Genomic DNA, 20,001 nt, shown 5'->3' with positions numbered 1-20,001 from the left:
ATGTGCGCCCGGAGTATCAAGCGCGGGCGGAGAAAACGGTAGGCGCGAATCCTACCACCGCGCGGGATGCGTCCCCAGCGGCACGCTGGGCAGCGTCCAGTGCGGCGGCGTGTCGGAGAGCTGCCCCGCGTGGCGCAGCGCGGTGAGCGCGCCAAAACCCGACGGCGACGTTTCCAGATACGCACCGATCTCTTCATAGCGTGGGTCGGCCGCATCGACCCCGTTGGCCATGCGGCCGAAGCTGCGCAGCCAATGCGCCGTCTGCGCGAGCGACACACGCACGTGCCAGCTGCCGCCCTCCGTCATGCGGCGTGCGAGCGCCGTCATCGCGCCAGCCGCCATCAGGTAGCCGGCGCCGTGGTCCAGCGCCTGTGCGGGCAGCGGACGCGGCTTGGCCTCACCGGCGGCTTGCGCTTCGGCCCAGTTGAAACCGCTGGCGGTCTGCACGAGTGAATCGAAGCCTCGGCGATTGGCCCAGGGGCCTTCATAGCCGTAGGCGCACAGGCTCACGTAGACGATGCCCGGGCGCAGGGCCGCGACCTGCTCGGGGCCAAACTGCAGCGCTGCCACACCACCGGGCCGATACCCCTGCACAAAGATGTCGGCGTCGCGCAGCAGCGTGCGGAGTTGCGCGGCCCCGGCCGCATCGCGCAGGTCAAGCTGCGCGGAGCGCTTGCCACGCCCGGTGTCGATCACCAGCGGCGGGATGGCAGGCAGATGCGGCCCCGTGACGAGCAGCACATCGGCCCCATGCGCTGCGAGCGTCCGCCCGCAGACCGGCCCGGCAATCACGCGCGTGAGATCGAGCACGCGCACGCCCGAGAGCGGTCGGCCGTCGGCATGCGCCGCCAGCGGCTGCGGTGGCGCATCGCCAATCCGTTCGATCGTCATCAGCGGCTGGCTTGCGACGGCGATGCCTTGCGGGTGCGCGTCCCACTCTTCAAACGTGCGCGCGGCGGTGACGACCATGCCCGCTTGCGCGGCCGCCTCCTCAAACGCCTCGGTGTTCCATTGGTTCAGCGCGGCGGCCACGGCGGCCCGGTCATACGCGCAGCCGAGCAGCTTCAGCACACCGTCACGGTGATGCGCAAAGTTGGTGTGCAGGCGCACCCAGCGGCCATCGCCGCAGCGGTAGAGCCCGGCGATCTTGTCCCAGGGTTCGGGCGGCAACTGGCCATCGACCCGGAAATAGCGCTCCGAGCGGAATTCCAGCGTAGCGTGCTGCATATCGACTGACACCGTCTGCTGCCGCCCGCTGCGCAACGTGTCGACCTGCGCCGCTGCCAGCGCGGCGGCAGCGATGGTGCTCTGCGCGAGCGTGCCCACGGCAAACGACGACGGCAGCGCCGGCTCCGTGCCCGCGAGCGTGGCGCGCGACAGCACATCGGCCGGCTGGCCGAGCACGGTCCACAATTGGCTCAGTGCGTCGGTCGGGCTGACAGTCTGCATGGAAGGATCAACCACATCAGCAACAGGTGACGGCATAGCGGGGCTCCGCAAAGAAGGTGCGCCCATTACAGTCCCGCACCGCAGATAGCGTCAACATTGACTAGACTGATCAACCTCGATTGCCGCCCACTTCATCCGGCCCGATGACCACCTACCTCAATGCCGCCGAAGCCGCCGAGCGCCTGCATATTTCGCGCCCCACGCTGTACGCCTATGTGAGCCGCGGCCTGCTGGCAGCATACCCTTCGCCCGACGGCCGCGGCAGCCGCTACCGCGAGGCCGATGTGGCCCGGCTCGCCGATCAGCGTTCCGGCGGACGGCGCCCGCGCCAGGTGGTACGCCATGCGCTGGACTGGGGCCTGCCGGTCATGGAATCGGCCATTACATTGATCGATCACGGGCAGTTGTTCTACCGCGGCACGCCTGCTGTGGGATTGGCCGAACGGGCCACGCTGGAGGCCGTTGCGGCGCACCTGTGGCAATACGAAGAAGCCGCCGCCTTCAACGCGCCCGCGCCGGTGTTGCCGAAGAGCTGGTACGCGGCGCTCACGTCGTTGGCAGACGCGGACATCCGCCAACGCTGCATGGCGCTGTGCACGCTTGCCTTGCCGGCACTCGACGAAGCTGCGTGGCGCCAGGATTCCGCACGCACGGCGCGCGATGCCGGTGCCCTCCTGCGGGTGGTGTTTGCCGCCATGCTCGGCCGCAAGCCAGACACCGCACCCGTGCATCTGCAATGCCAGCAGGCATGGAACCTTGACGCGCACGCCGCCGAGGCCATCCGGGTTGCGCTGGTCCTCTGCGCCGATCACGAACTCAATGCTTCGACCTTTGCGGCGCGCGTTGTCGCATCGACCGGCGCCAGCCTGGGCGCGGTGGTCAGTGCGGGGCTCGCTGCACTCTCCGGTGGCCGGCATGGCGGCACCACGGCGCGCGTGGAGGCCTTGCTGAGTGAACTGGAAAGCGAGCGCTCCGTGGCAACGGCATTGCGGCGCCGGCTGGATCGCGGCGATGCGCTGCCCGGCTTTGGCCACCCGCTGTATCGCCAGGCCGACCCTCGCGCGGGTGCAATCCTGGCGCACTTGCCGAAGACGGGCGCGGTGCGCAAGCGGCTGCAGACGGTGATGGACGCCGTGGCCGGGTTGACGGGCGATGGGCCATCGGTGGATTTCGCGCTGGTGGCCATCCGCCGCGTGCTGGGGCTACCGGAGGGTTCAGGCTTTGGCCTGTTTGCTGCGGGCCGTACGGCCGGTTGGATTGCGCACGCGCTGGAGCAGCGCGCGGCGGGGCAGTTGATCCGCCCGAGAGCCGCCTATGTGGGGCCGATGCCGGCCGCGCCGGAGGCACCGGTGGGCCGCATCATTCGCGTCAGGTAACGACGCAGGCCGAGGTCAGGCCTGCGGAATCTCGATCTTCACCTCAAGCACTTCCAGGTTGTCCTGGCGCTCGAGGTTGACCTTGATGTCGTCGTTGCCGATCTTCACGTACTTCGAAATCACGGCCACCAGCTCGCGTTGCAGCGCGGGCAGGTAGTCGGCGGGCGCACCGCTGGCGGTACGTTCATGGGCGAGGATGATCTGCAGGCGCTCTTTGGCAACGCTTGCAGTCTTCTTCTTCTCGCCCAGCAGGAAAGACAGAATCGACATGGATGTGCGTCTCCTTATTTTCCGCCGCCGAACAGGCGCTGCAGGAAGCCCGGCTTGTTGTATTCGACGTAGCGCAGCTCCTTCTCCTTGCCCAGGAAGCGGTCGATCACATCGTGGTATGCGTTGGCGACGTCCGAGCCTTCCAGGTGGATGGCGGGCAGGCCCTGGTTGGACGCCTGCAGCACAGCTTCGGATTCCGGAATCACGCCAATCAGCTTGATGCGCAGGATTTCCTGGATGTCGGTCAGCGACAGCATCTCGCCTTCAGACACGCGCTTCGGGTTGTAGCGCGTGAGCAGCAGGTGTTCCTTGATCGGCTCCTTGCCTTCTACCGCGCGGCGCGACTTGGACGACAGGATGCCCAGGATGCGGTCGGAGTCGCGCACCGAAGAGACTTCCGGATTCGTCACGACGATCGCCTCGTCGGCAAAGTACATCGCCATCAGCGCACCCGATTCGATACCGGCCGGCGAATCGCAGACGATGTACTCGAAGCCCATTTCCTTCAGGCCTTCGATCACCTTCTCGACGCCTTCACGCGTGAGCGCATCCTTGTCGCGCGTTTGCGAGGCAGGGAGGATGAACAGGTTCTCGCACTTCTTGTCCTTGATGAGGGCCTGGTTCAGGTTGGCCTCACCGTGGATCACGTTGATCAGGTCGTACACGACGCGGCGCTCGCAGCCCATGATGAGGTCGAGGTTGCGCAGGCCGACGTCGAAATCGATGACGGCGGTCTTGTGGCCGCGCAGCGCAAGGCCGGCGGAAAACGCCGCACTGGTGGTCGTCTTGCCGACACCGCCCTTGCCGGAGGTGACTACGATGATCTTGGTCATGGCTCGTAACTCTGTAAGTTAAATCGCTCGGCGCACGGGGTGCGTCACTTCATCCGCAACGGTTCGAAAACCAGCGTGTTGTCCGCGAGCCGGACCTGCGCAGGCTTGCTGGCGTAGGCGTCGGGCCACGGGGTTTCGCCGGTGCGGTAGATCCCGGCGATGGAAATCAGTTGGGGCTCCAGGCACGTGCAGAAGATGCGCGCGTCCAGGTTGCCCTTCACACCTGCCAGCGCACGGCCGCGCAGCGAGGCATACACGTAGATGTTGCCCTCGGCGATCACCTCGGCGCCGTCGCTCACCAGGTCGAGCACGACGAGGTCGCCGCGCGCATAAATGCGCTGGCCGGAGCGCAGCGGGCGATCGACGATCATCGTGCCTGGCTGCATGGCCACGGCATCGGCGGGAGGAACAGCGGAAGTGGAGGCGGGGGCTTCAGCGGCCTTGGCGTGCTCGGGCGCATCCTGTGCGTCCGGCGCGTCGTTGCTGTCGGCGTCTTTGGCGTCCTTGACGTCATTTCCGCCACGCGGCCGTCGGCCGTGGCTATCGAGCAGCGGAAGGCCAAAGGCTTGGGCCCACTCGGCTTGTTCGGGGCTGGCAACCACGCCGATCGCGCGGGCACGCAGCGCGGTCAGGGTCTCCACCAAACGGTCGATGGGCAGGCGCTCGTCTTCCGCCAGACGGCGCACATCGATGGCGATGACGTCGTTGGAGAAAAACTCCGGCGTGTCGGCAAAGCGTCGCGTGAGTTCGGCGGCCAGGGCGTCCATGTCGGCGGTGCGCGGCGACAGCAGCAGGGCATCGACGGTGCCGCTGCGGATCTCGAACAGCGGCGCTTTCTTCTGGGACATAGAACGGCTACGCGGAAAAATGGGCTCATTCTAACGTTGTTGACGAAGCGCCTTGAATTTTTTGGGGCCGCCGATCCGCCACCCGGCTGAGACGCACAGCCGGCGCCGATCTCCGCATGGTGGACGCCACGCGCAAATGTCATCCGACGGTCACGGCATCGTCATGCGCGCTTTCGATACTTCTCGGCTCCTGAGCCCCCCGGTCCAGTCGGTAGTCCTCTCGCGTTGCGCAAACGGTTCCCCCGGTTTTGCGTGCGCGTCTGCGTGTCATTGGCTTCATCAGCAATCGCATTTCGCAATCCGCAGTCCGTAGTTCGCATACCAAAAAATAGACTTCAGGGAGAAGTTCATGCGAGTCCGACCATTGTGTTCGGCGGCGTTGCCGCTTGCTGTTTTCTTGTCGATGTCGCTGGCTGCCTGTGGCGGCAGCGACGATACTCCGACCACGCCTGCCGCCAGCGCTGCCCCCGCGGGCACCAAGGCCACGCTGGCCGTGCTGGAAACGACCGACCTGCACACGAACGTGCTGTCGTACGACTATTTCAAGCTTGCGGTCGACAATTCGCTCGGCTTCGAGCGCGTGGCGACGCTCATCAACCAAGCACGTGCGCAGTTTCCGAACACGCTGCTGCTGGATAACGGCGACACCATCCAGGGCACCGCGCTGTCGGACTACCAGGCCATGGTGAGCCCGGTCACGTGCGACCAGACGCTGGCGATCTACAAGGTGATGAACGCTGCCAAGTTCGACGGCGGCGGCATCGGCAATCACGAGTTCAACTATGGCCTGCCGTATCTGTCGCAGGTTACGGGCAATACGTTCAACGTCGATGGCCTGCCTGATCCGGCCACGCAGAAGAAATGCGCAGGCCCGGCATTCCCGCAGGTGCTGGCCAACGTGGTGAGCGCGAAGACCAACGCGCCGCTCTTCCAGCCGTACACGATCATCACCAAGACGGTAACCGCCACGGCGCCGGATGGCAGCACGATCAGCGCACCGGTCAAGATCGGCATCATCAGCTTCACGCCGCCCACCATCACAAGCTGGGACAAGCGCTGGCTCGACGGCAAGGTCTATACGGTCGGCATCAAGGAAACGGCAGCCAAGTACATCCCTGAAATGCGCGCGAACGGCGCCGACCTGGTGGTGGCGATCTCGCACGGCGGCCTGGATAACTCGACGTATTCGCCGACGATGGAAAACGGCAGCTGGTGGCTGTCGACCGTGCCGGGCATCGATGCCATGTTGATCGGCCACTCGCACCAGCTCTTCCCGGATGCAAAGAGCACGGTCAGCCAGTTCAACCTGCCGGGTGTAGACAAGGTGGCCGGCACCGTGAACGGCGTGCCGACCGTGATGGCCAATTACTGGGGCAAGCACCTCGGTGTGATCAAGCTGGGCCTGACGTTCAACGGCACGAACTGGGTCGTCGACAAGACGCAGACCACGGTGGAAGCGCGTTCGATCCAGAACGCCGACAAGACGTACGTGGCCGCCGACCCGACGGTCTCGGCCGCCATTGCCACGGAACACCAGGCGACGATCAACTACGTGAAGACGCCGGTGGGCAGCACCGACTTCAACATGAGCACGTACTTTGCCGACGTGGGCGACCCGGGCGCGATCGAGATCGTGAACCAGGCGCAGGCCCAGTATGTGTCCGACTATGTCCAGGCGAACCTGCCGCAATACGCGTCGCTGCCGGTGCTGTCGGTAAGCGCGCCATTCAAGAGCGGCTTTGGCGGCGGTACGGATTTCACCGATGTTGCAGCCGGCCCGCTGGCGATCAACAACGCAGCTGACCTGTACCTGTATCCGAACACGGTCTACGCGGTGAAGGTGGCCGGCTCCGACATCAAGAACTGGTTGGAAACGGCAGCCAAGCGCTTCAACACCATCGACCCGACGCAAGCGACGGTGCAGAAGCTGGTGAGCACGTTCCCGGGCTACAACTTCGACATGTTCACCACGCCGGACCTGACGTATGAGATTGACGTCACGCAGCCAGTCGGTAGCCGCATCAAGAACCTGATGTACAAGGGCGTGGCACTCGACCCGGCAGCGCAGTTCATCGTGGCGACCAACAACTACCGCGCAAGCGGCGGCGGCAACTTCCCCGGCCTGGATGGCAGCAAGACGATCTATGCGTCGCCCGATGCCAACCGTGACGTGCTGATCAGCTACATCAAGAAGATCGGCAGCGTGAAGCGTGCGACGAACGGCTCGCAGCGTAGCTGGCGCTTTACGAAGCTGGCGACGTCGGTGGCGCAGGTGCAGTTCACGTCTGCGCCCAACAAGCTGGCCAGCGCCACGGCCGCCGGCATCACCAACGTCACACAGGTGGCTGCGGATGACGGTTCGGGCAAGGGCTTGGCGGTGTACCAGATCGACCTGACGCAGTAAGCAGGAGCCGACGATGCCATCTCTTCGTTCCGCATGGGCGGGTGCACCGGCCATGGAATCTCCGCGACAGTCGGTGCCGATGCTCACCGTGGCCGCCGCGCTGGCGATCATCGTGGCGGCAGGCGGTTGGCTGTCGCATGCGCGCCAGGCACCCGCCGTCGATGCCACGCAGCTGGAATCGTGGCGCGCAATGGTCGTGCAAGCGATGGAGCCCGAGGCGCTGCAGCAATTGCGTCAGCGCGCACGCAGCGGCTCCGTGCCGGCGCAGTCAGCGTTGGGCGAAGCCTTGCTCAGCGCGCACGACGGCACCTTGCGCAACGAAGGGATGCGTTGGCTGGAAACCGCTGCAACAAGCGATGCGCGTGCGCAGTTGTCGCTGGGCAAGGCGCTGCTGCTCGGCACCGGCGGTGTGGAGCGCGACTATCCGCGCGCCCTGCGCCTGCTGCGTCAATCCGCTGACAAGGGCGACGCGGCCGCGGCGTACTACCTGGGCGTGATGTATCGTAGCGGCTACGGCACGGCTGTCGACACAACACAGGCTGCACACTGGTTTGATCGTGCTGCCCGCCACGAGATTCCGGCAGCGATGTTCATGCTGGCGAATGCCTACCGCGACGGTGATGGTGTGCCACGCGATGAAGCCCGCGCGCTGGCGTTGTACCAGGACGCCGCCGAGCACGAATTGCCGGAGGCCGTGCAAGCTCTGGCGATGGCGTATCAGAACGGCGAACTGGGTCTCAAGCGCGACGATGCCGCGTATCACCAGCAGTGGATTGAAACGGCACATGCGCTGAAGCATCCTGCGCTCGCGCCGTAATAGAGCGTTCTCTTCAGTATAGCCCGCGGGTCTGGGCGTGCAGGCGCACCAGACCCAGCAGGGCATCAATCTGCGGCGTCGGCACGCCCACATGCTGGCCGATCTCCCGCACCGACGCCACCAGCGCATCGATCTCCAGCGGGCCGCGTCCGGCCTCTGCATCCTGCAGCATCGACGTCTTGAACGCCCCGAGTTGACGCGTCACCGCGCTGCGTTCTTCGCCGCTCTGCTCGATCGGGCAGCCGATGCGCGCGCCGATCGCTTTGGCCTCTTCCATGACGCCCAGGCAAAACGCACTGACCAGCGGATCGTCAAGAATGCGATCGCACGTCGCGCCCGTAAGCACCGACACCGGGTTCATCGTCATGTTGCCCCACAGCTTGAACCAGATATCGCGTTGAATGGCTTCGCTGCGTTCGATCTGCAAACCAGCGCGTTCAAAGAGCGCACCGAGTGCATCCAGGCGCGGTGAGATGCCGCCTGCGGGTTCGCCAAGAATCAATCGCTTACCGAACCCATGACGTACGTGTCCTGGTGCCGCCGTTGAACACGTCAGATGCACCACGCAACCCAGTACGTTCTTCGTTGGAATGGCCTGCGTGATGCGTCCGTGTGGATCCACCGATTGAAGGCGCAGGCCTTCCAGCGGCCCGTGCCGGTCAAAGAACCACCATGGCACGCCGTTCATCGCGACCACCACACAGGTCTCGGGGCCGATGAGCGGAGCAATGCCTTGCGCCACGCTTTCCATGGCGGGAGCTTTTACGGCAACGATCACGACGTCTTGCACACCGAGCGCATGCGCGTCGTCACTCGCATGCACTGACACAGACCGTGTGTTGCCGTCTTCGGTCAGGCGCAGTCCTTCGGCTCGCAATGCCTGAAGCGTCGCACCGCGCGCCAGCACGTTGACCGGTTGATCGGCCAGCGCGAGCTTCGCGCCTAGATAGCCGCCGACAGCGCCGGCGCCCACGATGCAAATGCGTGTCATGTGATCAGGTTCGGTAGGAAGAATCGATGCGGTCGATGGTGCGGGTGAGGGCCGCAAACACATCTTCGCCTGCGCCAAAGTTTGGGTTGAACTGCAACGAATCGCGCGTGCAGTTGCGCGCAATCGCTTCAGGGATTTCCAGCACAGGGCCCATCGATGTAGAAGCGAGCTGGATCTCGCACGCGCGGTTGAGCAGCCACAACACCGCGAACGCCCGCGCAATTGAATCGCCCCAGGCCAGCAGCCCGTGGTTGCGCAGGATCACGGCAGGCTTATCGCCGATATTCTTGACCAGGCGCGGCCCTTCATCGGCATGCACGGTGATGCCCTCGAAGTCGTGATACGCGACCTTGCCGTGCAACTGCGCCGCATAGAAGTTGCTGATCGACAGGCCATCGCGCGCGCAGGCGACGGCCATGCCGGCGGTCGTGTGGGTGTGCATCACGCAATGCGCACCCGGAATACCCGCATGAATGGCGGCATGCACGGTAAAGCCGGCCGGGTTGACGGGCCAGTCCGGCTGACCCGGCGCGCGCTGCGCATTGCCCTGCAGGTCGATCTTCACGAGGTTCGACGCGCAAACCTCTGCATAGGTCAGGCCGAACGGGTTGATGAGGAAATGCGGGCCGCCATCGTCGGCGCTGCCATCTTCGGGTGGCAGGCGCAGCGTGATGTGGTTGTAGATGAGTTCGGTCCAGCCCAGCTGCGCAAAGATGCGATAGCACGCCGCCAGCTTCACGCGCGCCCCCCATTCTCTTGGGCCGCACCAGGTCGGGCGATGGGCCTGGATGTCCGAACCGGAATCGGGCGAAAGCGAAAACACCGTCATGACCTGTCTCCTGATCGCAGGGGCCATGCGCCGGTCGGGTTGCCGGCGCTTTAGTGATTCACATGTTAATGAATTTGCGCCGAACGTCAAACCACGTTACATCCGCTGTCTGCTAGGGCAGCTGGTTACGCAGGATCACCAACCACTGCATGACCGAATTCGTGTACGGATCAAGTTGGTTGGCGTCGTTCAGCTCGGTAATGCTCATCGAAGCCGATTGCTGCACGTTGCCGCCAATCGATTTCACCTCATGGCGCACCGGGTCCACCTCGACGACGAGGTCGCAGTGCATGGGCGTTCTGCCGGCCTGGATCTCCGCCGGATCCGTCATGAAGCGATCGGCGCCGCGTGCGGTGCAGATGAGGTCGCCCGGACGCGGCACGGCCGGTGTGCGCTCAAGGACAAAGGCGGGATGCTTGAGCAGATGATCGCGCGCGTCGGTCACATATTCCGCATGCGTGGCGCCGGTCAGGAATTGATCGTTCTGCAGGCCGGCCTTGCGCATGATCCACGAGATGAACACCGCAGACCAAGCCCAGCCGCCGGTGGTCAACTGCTGGCAGGTCGGTGTCTTGCCGACGATGCCCCAGTAGCGCTTGGCCAGCATGCAGCCGCGCGCGGTGGCTTCGCCGCCCGTGCCGTCCGGATAACGCAGGCAGGGTGCCTGGGCTGGTGCAGCAGGCGCGGCAACCGCCTTGGGCAGCGGCATGTCGGTACCGCTTTCTTCATCGGACGGGGCGGGCGTCGGGTCGTCGGGTGTCAGCCAACGGCCTTGCGGCTGGTCAGGAAAACCGCCACCTGCCACGCAATACGTATCGTCACGCCCCACACGCACCACCTGGCGCCCCCACCGGTCCCATTCGGTCAGGGCAATCTCGATCATCTTTTCGCGCGGCGTGGCACCTGGGCGCGTCTGCACGATTTCGTTGTCGGGCAGCGGTTCAGCTTGCGGGCGCGCAGGCGGCGTCGCACAACCGGCAAACCAGAAGACCGGTGCGATCAAGACAAGCGGCAGGGCAATGCGCAGAGCGAGCGAATTGCGCAGGAAAGGGCGGGACATGAAAGAGGGGAGAAGGGATGGCCTGACGGGGAGACAGGCCTTCCGACGTGGTATGCCAATGCTGCGGTCGATCCACGCATGCAATGGCATGCCAAGTCGTTGGCGCTCACCAGACAGGCTGGCTGCGCCGAGGGCTGTCATTACATCAGGCGTTGACAGCGTCCTTGAACTTCTGGCCGGCCTTGAACTTGACCGTCTTGGCCGCTTCGACCTTGATTTCTTCGCCGGTGCGCGGGTTGCGGGCCATACGCTCGGCACGCTCACCTTGGCTGAAGGTACCAAAGCCGATGAGGCTGACCGCATCGCCCTTGCCAACGGATTCCATGATGGCTTGCAGCGTCACGTTCAGTGCCTGCTCTGCCTTGGCCTTGGTCAGACCGTCTACGCCGCTGGCGATGGCGTCGATCAGTTCGGTTTTCGTCATTGCTTGACTCCCTTCAAGAGTAGATAAAACACACAACAGAGCGTCCGGGGGATGGCTCCAAGGGCGACATGATACCGGCATGCGAACAGCGCCGGCACGTGAGCTTTGTAACCGCGCCTGGCATCCGGGTTCCGCAAACCCGCATGGGGCCTACGTTGCGAGGCGATCCCATCACATCAATGTTGACGATTGATGTCCTGGTTTGCCGTTGGCTTGTCTGCTCGTAGATAGGTTCGACGCAAGTCGATCGGTTGGTATACCTTTTTTCTTATGTATACAGATAGTAGTAGTAGATAACGGTGGATAGTTTCTGTGGATAAGTGGAAAAAGCGCTTTATGTTCAAGCACTTGTTGCACGCAAAACCGAGGGTACCGCGTGTGTCCTCAGGTGGATAGCTTGCTGATTTTTCCGACCGCCCGACTGGCAACCCCGTCACTTGTGCCCACACCGTCGACAGGGCAGCCACAGACAGCCAACAGCCTTTGCCGGTAGTTATCCACAGCTGCAGGCCGAGTTATCCACACTGACGGGGCAGCATGGGGGTGCGGCACGTGTCGAGATGCCATGCTTTTGGTGTAGGCTCACGGCTTCGTTGATCGACGTTTTTGTTTCGCTTTACAGCGCTATTTCCCAATGACACGCACGTCCCCTGATGCCACGCCGGCTCTGGCTGAGTCCTCGCCCGCGACGGAAGCGCCGGCCAAACTGCGGCGCCGCGATCGCATCGAGGTGCGTGAATCTGGCGTGCACGGACGCGGCGTCTATGCCGTGGTCGCGATCGCACGCGGCAAGAAGATCATCGAATACAAGGGCGAGCACATCACGTGGAAGGAGGCACTGCGCCGCCATCCGCATGACCCGTCCGATCCGAATCACACGTTCTACTTCAGCCTGGAAGACGGCAGCGTGATCGACGCCAAGTTCGGCGGCAACCGCGCGCGCTGGATCAACCACGCCTGCAAGCCGAATTGCGAAGCGCGGGAAGAGGATGGCCGCGTGTTCATTCACGCGCTGCGCGATATCGAACCTGGCGAAGAGCTGTTCTACGATTACGGCCTCGTCATCGAGGGCCGGCAGACCAAGGCACTGAAGGAACAGTTCGCGTGCCGCTGCGGCGCCAAGAAATGCCGCGGCACAATGCTGGCGCCGCCCGAGAAGACCAAGAAGAAGTAAGTCGAACGCTCGTCGTTCAGACGGCGTCGTCTGCCAGCGGCAGACGCAACACGAAGCGCATCACGCGACTGCCATCGCGCGCGGTTGCATCATCGATGGCAACGGTGCCGCCGTGCAGACGCACGATGTCGTGCACGATGGCCAGGCCCAGGCCGCTGCCTTGCGGCTGCCCAGGGCGGTGGTCCGCATCCCCGCGGAAGAAGCGCTGGAACACTTCACCGCGCCGCTCGGGTGGAATGCCGGGGCCGTTGTCTTCCACACTCACCACACCCCACCACTTGGATGCCGCGTCGGCCTCCATGCCGGCGCGCAAGGTTACGCGTCCGCCGGCCGGCACATATTTGATGGCGTTGTCGAGCAGGTTGTTGATGGCTTCGCGCAGCAGCACTGCATTGGCCAGCACCGGTGCCTGCAAGGAACCCGGCAGCGTGGCGTCGTGCGGCCAGGGCTCGAAGCCCAGGTCCAGCCCGCGTGCAAGCGCGCGCGGCACCCATTCGGCGCCGGTATCGAACGCCAGCGAGACGAGATCGACGCGCATCGGCGTGCCCAGTTGGTCCAGCGTCATACCTGGCTCGGCACGCGCCAGCGTGAGCAACTGGTTGGATAGACGCACCGCGCGGTTCGCACCCGATTGCAGCTCGAGCAGCGCGGGGCGGGCATCGTCCAATGTCTTGGCGTCGACAGCGCGATCGGCGTGCAGCTTCAACGCGGTCAGCGGCGTGCGGAGTTGATGTGCCGCGTCTGCGATGAAGGTGCGCTGCGCTTCCAGTGCGTCGCGCAGCCGGGCCAGCAGCGCGTTCATCGCGTTGATGAGCGGCTGCAGTTCGGCCGGCACGCGTTCGGCCGATTCCGCCGGCAGCGGTGTCACCGAACGCGCGCTCTGCTTGTTGAGCGTATCGGCCAGCGTCTGCAACGGCTGCAGTTCTTCCTTGAGCACGAGTGAAAGAATCAGCCCGCCAATTGCCAGCAGCACGATCAATGGAATCGACACCGACAGCAGCACTTCCTTGGCGGCCGTATCGCGATGGTCCAGCAGCTCCGCCACTTCCACGACGATGCCGCCCTCGGCCTGCATGGCATCGGGCGGGTTGGACGGGTTGAACGCAGGTGCCGTCTGCGCCTGCGTGGGCGCGAGCGCAGGGCGCGTGACATCGTCTTCGGGATCGGGCGGTACAGGTTGTCGCGGCGAGTGCGGCTTGGGCACCTCCGCGCTCACGCCCGGCACGAGCAGATGCACCGCACGTACCTGTTTGCCGTCGATCCAGCTGTAGAACACGCGCGCATCGCCAATGCGGACTTGGCCGGAGCCGTAGCCCAATGGCGTGTCGCGCCCAACGAGGGTGCCCGTGGGGCCGGAAATGCGCCAGTAGATGCGGTCTTCGCCGCTGTTCTGGACGAGCGTCTGGGCGGTGAGAGCAATGTCGTAGAGCTTGGCCGCCGGCACATGCGGACCGGCGATGCGCAATTGCTCAGCCAGCGTGTTCGCCACCCCCACCAATGCGCGATCGAACACCTGCGCGGTGTAATGCGCGGCGAGCCAGTACGACAGCGCGCCGGTCCCCACAATGAGGCCGAACAGCGGTGTCGCCAGCGCACGCAACAGATGCAGGCGCAGGCTGATCGCACCGTTGCCGCCCTTGGCCGGTGCTGCTGAAGCCGACGACGAGGCGGGACGGTGGCGCTTGAACATGGACGAGACCTACGCTGCCGCGCGTGCCTGCAGCAAATAGCCGAAGCCGCGCACCGTGACGATCTCTGCCTCGGAATGTTCGATCTTGCGGCGCACGCGGTGCACATAGACTTCGATGGCCGTGTCGCCCACCACGTCGTGGCTGGCTTCGCCGATGGCGTGGCCGAAGCTCGCAAGGTGTTCCTGCAACTGCACCTTGCTGACCACCCGGCCTTGGCGAAGCATCAGCAACTCCAGCACGGCAAATTCGCGCGGCGACAGTTCCAGCGGTGCGGCATCGACAAAGATGCGGCGCTCCACGCCACTCATGCGCAACCGTCCGACAAGGATGTCGGGCCGCGCGGCCGGCTCGGTCGAATCATTGCGACGGCGCAGCAGGGCGCCTACGCGCGCCACGAGTTCGAGCATCTCGAACGGCTTGAGCAGGTAATCATCCGCGCCCGCGTTCAGGCCGTTCACCTTGTCGAGCAGGCCGTCGCGGGCGGTCAGGATCAGCACGGGTGTCACGCGATCGCGCGCCCGAAATTGCGAGAGCAGCGTCATGCCGTCGATGCCGGGCAGCCCGAGATCGAGGATCACCAGATCGTGGGTCTGCCGGGTGAGTTGTTCAGTGGCGAAGACACCGTCATGAACGACATGCACGCGGTGCCCGGCTTGCGTGAGCCCGGCATGGATGCCGCTGGCGATGGCACGGTCGTCTTCAATCAGCAGGATGCGCATTGACTCGATCCAGAGTGCGGGCGGAAAGGGCAAAAAGGGACAATCGGCGAGATTGGGCAGCGCTACAATGCGCGGATGACCGATGCCCTGCTCACCATCACCGATCTGGAGGCCGCCATCAATTTCTGGCGTGCCCGTTCGCCCGCCGAAGGCGAGGAACTGCGGCTGTGTGCCGAGGCGTCGGCGCTGGCCAAGCCGTATGCGCTGATGATTGTACAAGGCGCCACCCGCATCGCCCCTGAGCAATTGGGCGACAAGGCGCGGGCGGCCTATGAAGCGTGGTGCGCAGCCACACGGGGCTGAGCGCCAGCATTGCGGTCGTTACTTCGTGCCTTTCGCGGCCTGCTCGATAAAGCGCGCGAGATCGGCGTCACGGTGCGTGAGCCCGTTCGCATCATGCGTGGACAACGTGATGTCCACGCGATTCCACACGTTGAACCACTCCGGGTGGTGATTCATCTGCTCGGCCTTGATCGCCACGCGCGTCATGAAGCCGAAGGCGGCGTTGAAGTCGGCAAAGGTGAAAGTCTTCTCGATGGCGTCACGGTCGCTCTGCAGCGTCCAGCCGGGCAGTTCGGCAAAGAGGGCCTTGCGTTGGTCGTCGTTCAGGGTCGGCATCATGATGGGGGCGAAGTTCTGTCTTGAATGCGCGCAGTATAGTCAGCGCGCCACGATCTGCGCTCAGATGTCCGCCGTGTCTGCCCAACCTTCGCGGTTGCCCACATTCAGCACCACATCCCCCTCCACCAAATCGCCCGCACCAATGGTCGGCAGCGCGGCGAGTTCTTGATACAGCGGCGTGAAATCCGGACGCGTGGCATCGAACAGCTGCTCGAAGCTGTCGATGGTGAAGTAGGTCTTCTGGAACGTGTCGATCCGGTAGCGCGTGCGCATGATGCGGCGCACGTCAAAGCCGATGCGGTTCGGGCTCGCCGAATCCAGCGCGTACACCGATTCACTCTTGCTCGACACGATGCCCGCGCCGTAGATGCGCAGGCCGGCCGGCGTGCGGATCAGGCCGAATTCCACCGTGTACCAGTACAGGCGCGCCAGCATGTCGAGCTGGCCCAGGCGCGCGGCCTTCAGGCCACCCTTGCCGTAGGCTTCCATGTAGTCGGCAAAGATCGGGTTAATCAGCAGCGGCACGTGGCCGAAGATGTCGTGGAAGCAATCCGGCTCTTGCAGGTAATCGAGCTGATCGGGGCGGCGCATCCACCAGCTTGCGGGGAAGCGGCGGTTGGCGAGGTGATCGAAGAACACTTCGTCCGGCACCAGGCCCGGCACCGCGACGATCTGCCAGCCGGTGGCGCGCATCAGCGTTTCGTTGAGCTGGTCAAATGACGGCACAGCATCGCGGCTCATGCCCAGTGTCGACAGGCCTTGCAGGAATTCATCACAGACACGGCCCGGCAACAGCGCTTCCTGCCGGTCGTACAGCGTGCGCCACGTTGCGTGATCGGCAGCGGTGTAGCGGTGCACCGGCTGCTGCATGGTGAAATCAGCGCGCAGCGTCTGGCCGTCCAGGCCTTCGGCAAATTGTTCACGCAGCTTATCGGTCAGGGTGCCGTTGAAGCCGGCCGGGGCGGCGTTTTGCGCTGCATCGGGGGCGTTGGTTGCGATGGCCATTTGTAATGTCGATCTTGTGCAATCAGAGTCCGGCCAGTGTAGGGGCGCGTCGACGCGGGTTGGCCGCAAAACCGCCACACATTGCACGTTGTTTGCGGAAATCATGCAGAATGCAGCCTGTCAACGCAGGAGGTGTGCATGATTTCGCTTGATGCCTTCGATCTGGCCTTGTTAGCGGCGCTTCAGCGCGATGGGCGTGCGACGCATCAGCAGCTCTCGGAGCAAGTCCACCTGTCGGCCAGCCAAGTCGGGCGGCGCCTGGCGCGGCTTGAATCGGAAGGCGTGATCGAGGGCTACCGGGTGGTGCTCTCGCCGACCGGGCTGGGGCTGGGCGTGACGGTGTTCGCGAGCGTCAAGCTGGCGCACCACGGCGACGCCATCGTCGAACGCTTTCATGAAGAGATCAGCCTGCTCGATGCGGTGCAGGAATGCTATTCCGTGGCGGGCGACGCCGACTACATGCTGCGCGTGGTGGTGCCGGATCTGCCCGCACTGTCGGAATTCGTCATGCGCAAGCTGATGCGCGTGCCGGGTGTGGATAACGTGCGTTCCAATATCGTACTGACAGCCCTGAAGAGGGATGGCGCGTTGCCGCTATCCCACCTTGGTGGGTAAATTCGCGCCTTGCGCCAGGGTGCTCGGCGTGTCACGCTGCAAGCCGACATGACTTTGCTGATATGAAACGCCTGTCTTGGGCGGGAGACCACGATGGTTGAAGGGCACACCACGCATCCGGCGCACGCGCCGGCGCATCTGTCAGGCGGCTACGGCATGCCGGCACGGGTTCGCGCGTGGTGGGTCGCTGCTGCCGTGGCAGGCGTGACCTACGGCGGCATGCTGACCATGGTGGCCGTAGATGTACCGCCCGGCACCCCCCTGGTCGGTCGCATCGTCGCGCAGCCGCTGTGGAAAATGCTGATGGCGCTGCTGCTGGCGCGCGCCGCATCGCTGCACGAGATTCCGCGCGAGCGGCGCTGGCTGATCGGCGCCATGATGTTTTCCGCACTCGGGGATCTGTGGCTCGCTCTGCCGGGGCTCGCGTTCTCGTTCATGGCCGGGCTGGGCTGCTTCCTGCTGGCGCATCTGTGCTATCTGCGGGTGCTGGTGGGGCTGCGCGGCGTGTCGTCGGCCATCCGCATGATCGGTGTGGGCGTGATGATCGGCGTGGCCATCGGCATGCTGTTGTGGTACTGGCCGGGCCTGGGCGAACTGAAGGGGCCGGTGATTGCCTACATGGTCGTGCTGTCGGCGATGGTGTGCGCGGCATTGCTGGCGCGCCTGCCGGGGCCGCTGACGGCGTGGGGCGCACTCGCCTTCGCGGCTTCCGACGCGATGATCGGTATCAGCGTGTTCGTCTTTCCGTTCACCGACCACGAGCTGGCGATCTGGTGGAGCTACGCCGCTGCGCAGCTGCTCATCAGCGCGGGATTGCTCACGCGCCGCACACCGCCGCCGCGTCGCGCCGCTGCATAAGTCCGTCCGACGTTTCTTCCGCCGCGGGAGCCCGATGCTGGAGACCCTCGACGCTGCCACCACGGCAGCCCGCTTGCCATATGCCGCCTTGGCCGATGCCATCGCCCAGGTGTTGCGCGACGCGCGCGCAGGCCGTGCCCAGGCGCCGGCCCGCCTTGTGATGCCCGTGGCGGGCGGGGGCAGTCTGTTGCTGATGCCCGCGTGCAACGCCGACATCGCCATCACCAAGATGATCACCGTGCATCCGCACAACCCTGGGCAGGGCTTGCCGGCGATCCACGGCGAGGTGGTGGTGATGAACGCCCGCACCGGCGAGCGCCGGCTGATGCTGGATGGCCCGACCGTGACCGCGCACCGAACAGCAGCCGTGTCGTTGCTGGCGGCGCGCTTGCTGGCGCCTGAGCCGGCGGGGGATCTCCTGTTGATCGGCGCCGGTGCCCAGGCCCGCGCACATCTGGAGGCCTTCCGCTTCGGACTGGGCACGCGTCGCGTCACCATCATTGCGCGCACGGCTGCAAGCGCCGATGGGCTGGCGGACTACGCACGCGCGCTCGGCATGGACGCCACGGCGCTGGCGGGCGGCGACGCGGCGGGCGTGGCAGATGCTGCTCGTGCCATGCTGCCGCAGACACCGCTGGTCGTCACGGCAACACCGTCATCGCAACCGGTACTCCCTGATTTGGGCGATCCTGGCCACCCCGCTGGCTATGCGTGGGGCGCGCATCACTTCATCGCTGCTGTTGGCGCGTTTCGGCCCGACATGGCCGAGCTGCCGCCGCGCCTTTGCGTGCATGCCGCAGCGGTCGATCGGCTATACGCCGATACCTTGGTCGACCTGGAAGCCGAAGCCGGCGATCTGCTGCAGGCCGGCGTGCCGTGGTCGCGTGTGCGGCCATTACAACAGTGCATCGATATGCCGCCCGACACGCTTACGCAGCCTGCGCCGATATCGCCCGTGGTGTTCAAGAGCGTGGGCAGTGCCCTGTGGGATCTGGCCGCCTGCGTGCTGGCGCTATCCAAATCCAGAACTGTTTAAAAACCTAGCATGTGCTCAAGACGCCCGCCGCTGGCCGATGTCAGGCACTGCTTGTAACAGAAAACCTCTAGAAAAAGGGTTCTAGCCAAGGCAATCACACGGGATAATGGCCATCCCTTCCGCCTGGGAGGAGACGTAGAGCGCACCGCAAACGTATTGATCACGTTTACGTCGGATGCGTCTGACACAGGAGCACATACAGAGATGGCCTATAAAAAAGCACTGGCGGCTGCCGCCGGGATGATCCTCGCCACCGCCGCGCACGCACAAGCTGCCGGCAGCAACATCGTCAGCCTCGGCTGGTTCCGCGTGATGCCGAACAGCTCGAGCGACCCGCTGGTGGTCAAGAGCATCGGCGGTATCCCGGTGAATCAGTCACAGTCCGGCACGGGCGCCAAGATTCAGGAAGCCGATACCGTTGGTCTCGCCTTCACGCATTTCTTTACCGACAACATTGCCGTTGAGCTGGTGGGTGGCATTCCGCCGCGCCACAAGATCGAAGGCACCGGCGCGCTGTCGGGTTACGGCGAAATCGGCTCGGCCAAGCAATGGAGCCCGGCCGTGCTGGCGAAGTGGTACTTCTTCAACGCCGACACCAAGTTCCGTCCGTACGTGGGTCTGGGCCTGAACTACACGTGGTTCTCCGACGAGAAGATCACGAACAGCGCCTTCCAGACGAAGCTGGCTGGCCCAGGCAGCAAGAGCAACGTGTCGACCGATGGTTCGTTGAACCCGGTGCTGAACGTGGGTGCCACCTACGCCATCACCAAGGACTGGTTCGTTGGCCTGTCGGTGTCGTACCTGCCGCTCAAGACCACGGCAACGATCGACAGCACGACGGCGACCGGCGTCCACGTCGTGAGCGAAGCGAAGATCAAGATCAACCCGGTCGTGACCTTCCTGAACGTCGGCTACCGCTTCTAAGCGGTTTCCGCGTCAACAAAAAGGCGTGCCACAGCGGCACGCCTTTTTTGTTGCCAA

21 protein-coding genes are annotated in these 20,001 nt (G+C 64.6%); 9 read left to right on the top strand and 12 right to left on the bottom strand.

Going from position 1 to position 20,001, the window contains the following annotated elements:
* Positions 1–51: 51 nt before the first annotated feature.
* Positions 52–1,485, bottom strand: a complete 1,434-nt coding sequence (locus AAHM38_RS09240; RefSeq protein ID WP_015855977.1) for a CoA transferase — start codon at positions 1,483–1,485, stop codon at positions 52–54.
* 107 nt (positions 1,486–1,592) lie between these two features.
* Between AAHM38_RS09240 and AAHM38_RS09235 the strand changes: the two genes are divergently transcribed.
* Positions 1,593–2,825, top strand: coding sequence for a citrate synthase family protein (locus AAHM38_RS09235; RefSeq protein ID WP_015855976.1), 1,233 nt, complete (start codon positions 1,593–1,595; stop codon positions 2,823–2,825).
* A gap of 15 nt (positions 2,826–2,840) precedes the next feature.
* Here AAHM38_RS09235 and minE read toward each other — a convergent pair whose 3' ends face one another.
* From minE to minC, 3 genes are read right to left on the bottom strand one after another with little or no spacing between them, the layout of a single operon-like run.
* Positions 2,841–3,095, bottom strand: a complete 255-nt coding sequence (minE, locus tag AAHM38_RS09230) for a cell division topological specificity factor MinE (RefSeq protein WP_004628536.1) — start codon at positions 3,093–3,095, stop codon at positions 2,841–2,843.
* A gap of 14 nt (positions 3,096–3,109) precedes the next feature.
* Positions 3,110–3,928: a septum site-determining protein MinD gene (gene minD / locus AAHM38_RS09225; protein WP_009239512.1), complete on the bottom strand. Its 819-nt coding sequence runs from the start codon at positions 3,926–3,928 to the stop codon at positions 3,110–3,112.
* A 44-nt stretch (positions 3,929–3,972) separates the two neighbouring features.
* A complete protein-coding gene (minC, locus tag AAHM38_RS09220) occupies positions 3,973–4,776 on the bottom strand; it encodes a septum site-determining protein MinC (RefSeq protein ID WP_015855975.1) in 804 nt (267 codons plus the stop codon).
* Between the two features lie 349 nt (positions 4,777–5,125).
* Here minC and AAHM38_RS09215 point away from each other — a divergent pair, with 349 nt between their 5' ends.
* Together AAHM38_RS09215 and AAHM38_RS09210 are read left to right on the top strand one after the other, a co-directional pair.
* Positions 5,126–7,180: a bifunctional 2',3'-cyclic-nucleotide 2'-phosphodiesterase/3'-nucleotidase gene (locus tag AAHM38_RS09215; RefSeq protein ID WP_015855974.1), complete on the top strand. Its 2,055-nt coding sequence runs from the start codon at positions 5,126–5,128 to the stop codon at positions 7,178–7,180.
* 13 nt (positions 7,181–7,193) lie between these two features.
* Positions 7,194–7,997: a tetratricopeptide repeat protein gene (locus tag AAHM38_RS09210; protein ID WP_015855973.1), complete on the top strand. Its 804-nt coding sequence runs from the start codon at positions 7,194–7,196 to the stop codon at positions 7,995–7,997.
* 13 nt (positions 7,998–8,010) lie between these two features.
* Here the strand turns inward: AAHM38_RS09210 and AAHM38_RS09205 are convergent, their stop codons facing one another.
* From AAHM38_RS09205 to AAHM38_RS09190, 4 genes are all read right to left on the bottom strand, one after another.
* On the bottom strand, positions 8,011–8,988 hold the full coding sequence (locus AAHM38_RS09205; RefSeq protein ID WP_015855972.1) for a 2-dehydropantoate 2-reductase: 978 nt from the start codon (positions 8,986–8,988) through the stop codon (positions 8,011–8,013).
* Between the two features lie 4 nt (positions 8,989–8,992).
* The gene (locus tag AAHM38_RS09200) at positions 8,993–9,817 is read right to left on the bottom strand and encodes a class II aldolase/adducin family protein (RefSeq protein WP_015855971.1); all 825 of its coding nucleotides are present in this window, start codon (positions 9,815–9,817) and stop codon (positions 8,993–8,995) included.
* Positions 9,818–9,929: 112 nt separating this feature from the next.
* Positions 9,930–10,877 carry a DUF2272 domain-containing protein gene (locus tag AAHM38_RS09195; protein WP_015855970.1) on the bottom strand — a complete coding sequence of 316 codons (948 nt, stop codon included), beginning with the start codon at positions 10,875–10,877 and terminating at the stop codon, positions 9,930–9,932.
* 145 nt (positions 10,878–11,022) lie between these two features.
* Entirely contained in the window at positions 11,023–11,301 is a 279-nt protein-coding gene (locus AAHM38_RS09190; RefSeq protein ID WP_004628548.1) for an HU family DNA-binding protein, read from the bottom strand.
* Positions 11,302–11,935: 634 nt separating this feature from the next.
* Here AAHM38_RS09190 and AAHM38_RS09185 point away from each other — a divergent pair.
* A complete protein-coding gene (locus AAHM38_RS09185; protein ID WP_015855969.1) occupies positions 11,936–12,475 on the top strand; it encodes an SET domain-containing protein in 540 nt (179 codons plus the stop codon).
* Between the two features lie 16 nt (positions 12,476–12,491).
* Here AAHM38_RS09185 and AAHM38_RS09180 read toward each other — a convergent pair whose 3' ends face one another.
* Both AAHM38_RS09180 and AAHM38_RS09175 read right to left on the bottom strand, forming a co-directional pair.
* The gene (locus AAHM38_RS09180) at positions 12,492–14,165 is read right to left on the bottom strand and encodes a sensor histidine kinase (protein ID WP_015855968.1); all 1,674 of its coding nucleotides are present in this window, start codon (positions 14,163–14,165) and stop codon (positions 12,492–12,494) included.
* Positions 14,166–14,174: 9 nt separating this feature from the next.
* Entirely contained in the window at positions 14,175–14,885 is a 711-nt protein-coding gene (locus tag AAHM38_RS09175; RefSeq protein ID WP_015855967.1) for a response regulator transcription factor, read from the bottom strand.
* A gap of 75 nt (positions 14,886–14,960) precedes the next feature.
* On the opposite strand from AAHM38_RS09175, the gene AAHM38_RS09170 reads away from it, so the two are divergent.
* On the top strand, positions 14,961–15,188 hold the full coding sequence (locus AAHM38_RS09170; RefSeq protein ID WP_015855966.1) for a DUF3717 domain-containing protein: 228 nt from the start codon (positions 14,961–14,963) through the stop codon (positions 15,186–15,188).
* 18 nt (positions 15,189–15,206) lie between these two features.
* Here AAHM38_RS09170 and AAHM38_RS09165 read toward each other — a convergent pair whose 3' ends face one another.
* Positions 15,207–15,506 (bottom strand): 4a-hydroxytetrahydrobiopterin dehydratase, encoded by a 300-nt coding sequence (locus tag AAHM38_RS09165; protein ID WP_015855965.1) that lies wholly within the window; start codon positions 15,504–15,506, stop codon positions 15,207–15,209.
* 60 nt (positions 15,507–15,566) lie between these two features.
* Positions 15,567–16,511 (bottom strand): phenylalanine 4-monooxygenase, encoded by a 945-nt coding sequence (phhA, locus tag AAHM38_RS09160; RefSeq protein WP_015855964.1) that lies wholly within the window; start codon positions 16,509–16,511, stop codon positions 15,567–15,569.
* Between the two features lie 138 nt (positions 16,512–16,649).
* Between phhA and AAHM38_RS09155 the strand changes: the two genes are divergently transcribed.
* The 4 genes from AAHM38_RS09155 (at position 16,650) to AAHM38_RS09140 (ending at position 19,944) form a co-directional block, all read left to right on the top strand.
* Positions 16,650–17,126: an Lrp/AsnC family transcriptional regulator gene (locus tag AAHM38_RS09155; RefSeq protein WP_009239525.1), complete on the top strand. Its 477-nt coding sequence runs from the start codon at positions 16,650–16,652 to the stop codon at positions 17,124–17,126.
* Positions 17,127–17,219: 93 nt separating this feature from the next.
* Positions 17,220–17,984, top strand: coding sequence for a lysoplasmalogenase (locus AAHM38_RS09150; protein WP_015855963.1), 765 nt, complete (start codon positions 17,220–17,222; stop codon positions 17,982–17,984).
* A gap of 34 nt (positions 17,985–18,018) precedes the next feature.
* Positions 18,019–19,020, top strand: coding sequence for a delta(1)-pyrroline-2-carboxylate reductase family protein (locus AAHM38_RS09145; RefSeq protein WP_015855962.1), 1,002 nt, complete (start codon positions 18,019–18,021; stop codon positions 19,018–19,020).
* Positions 19,021–19,224: 204 nt separating this feature from the next.
* Positions 19,225–19,944: an OmpW/AlkL family protein gene (locus tag AAHM38_RS09140; RefSeq protein ID WP_015855961.1), complete on the top strand. Its 720-nt coding sequence runs from the start codon at positions 19,225–19,227 to the stop codon at positions 19,942–19,944.
* Positions 19,945–20,001: the final 57 nt, after the last annotated feature.

Origin of the sequence: Ralstonia sp. OTU4908 (assembly GCF_038440115.1) — a bacterium.
Taxonomy (GTDB): domain Bacteria; phylum Pseudomonadota; class Gammaproteobacteria; order Burkholderiales; family Burkholderiaceae; genus Ralstonia; species Ralstonia pickettii.
This window is presented reverse-complemented; position numbering and strand designations above follow the sequence as displayed.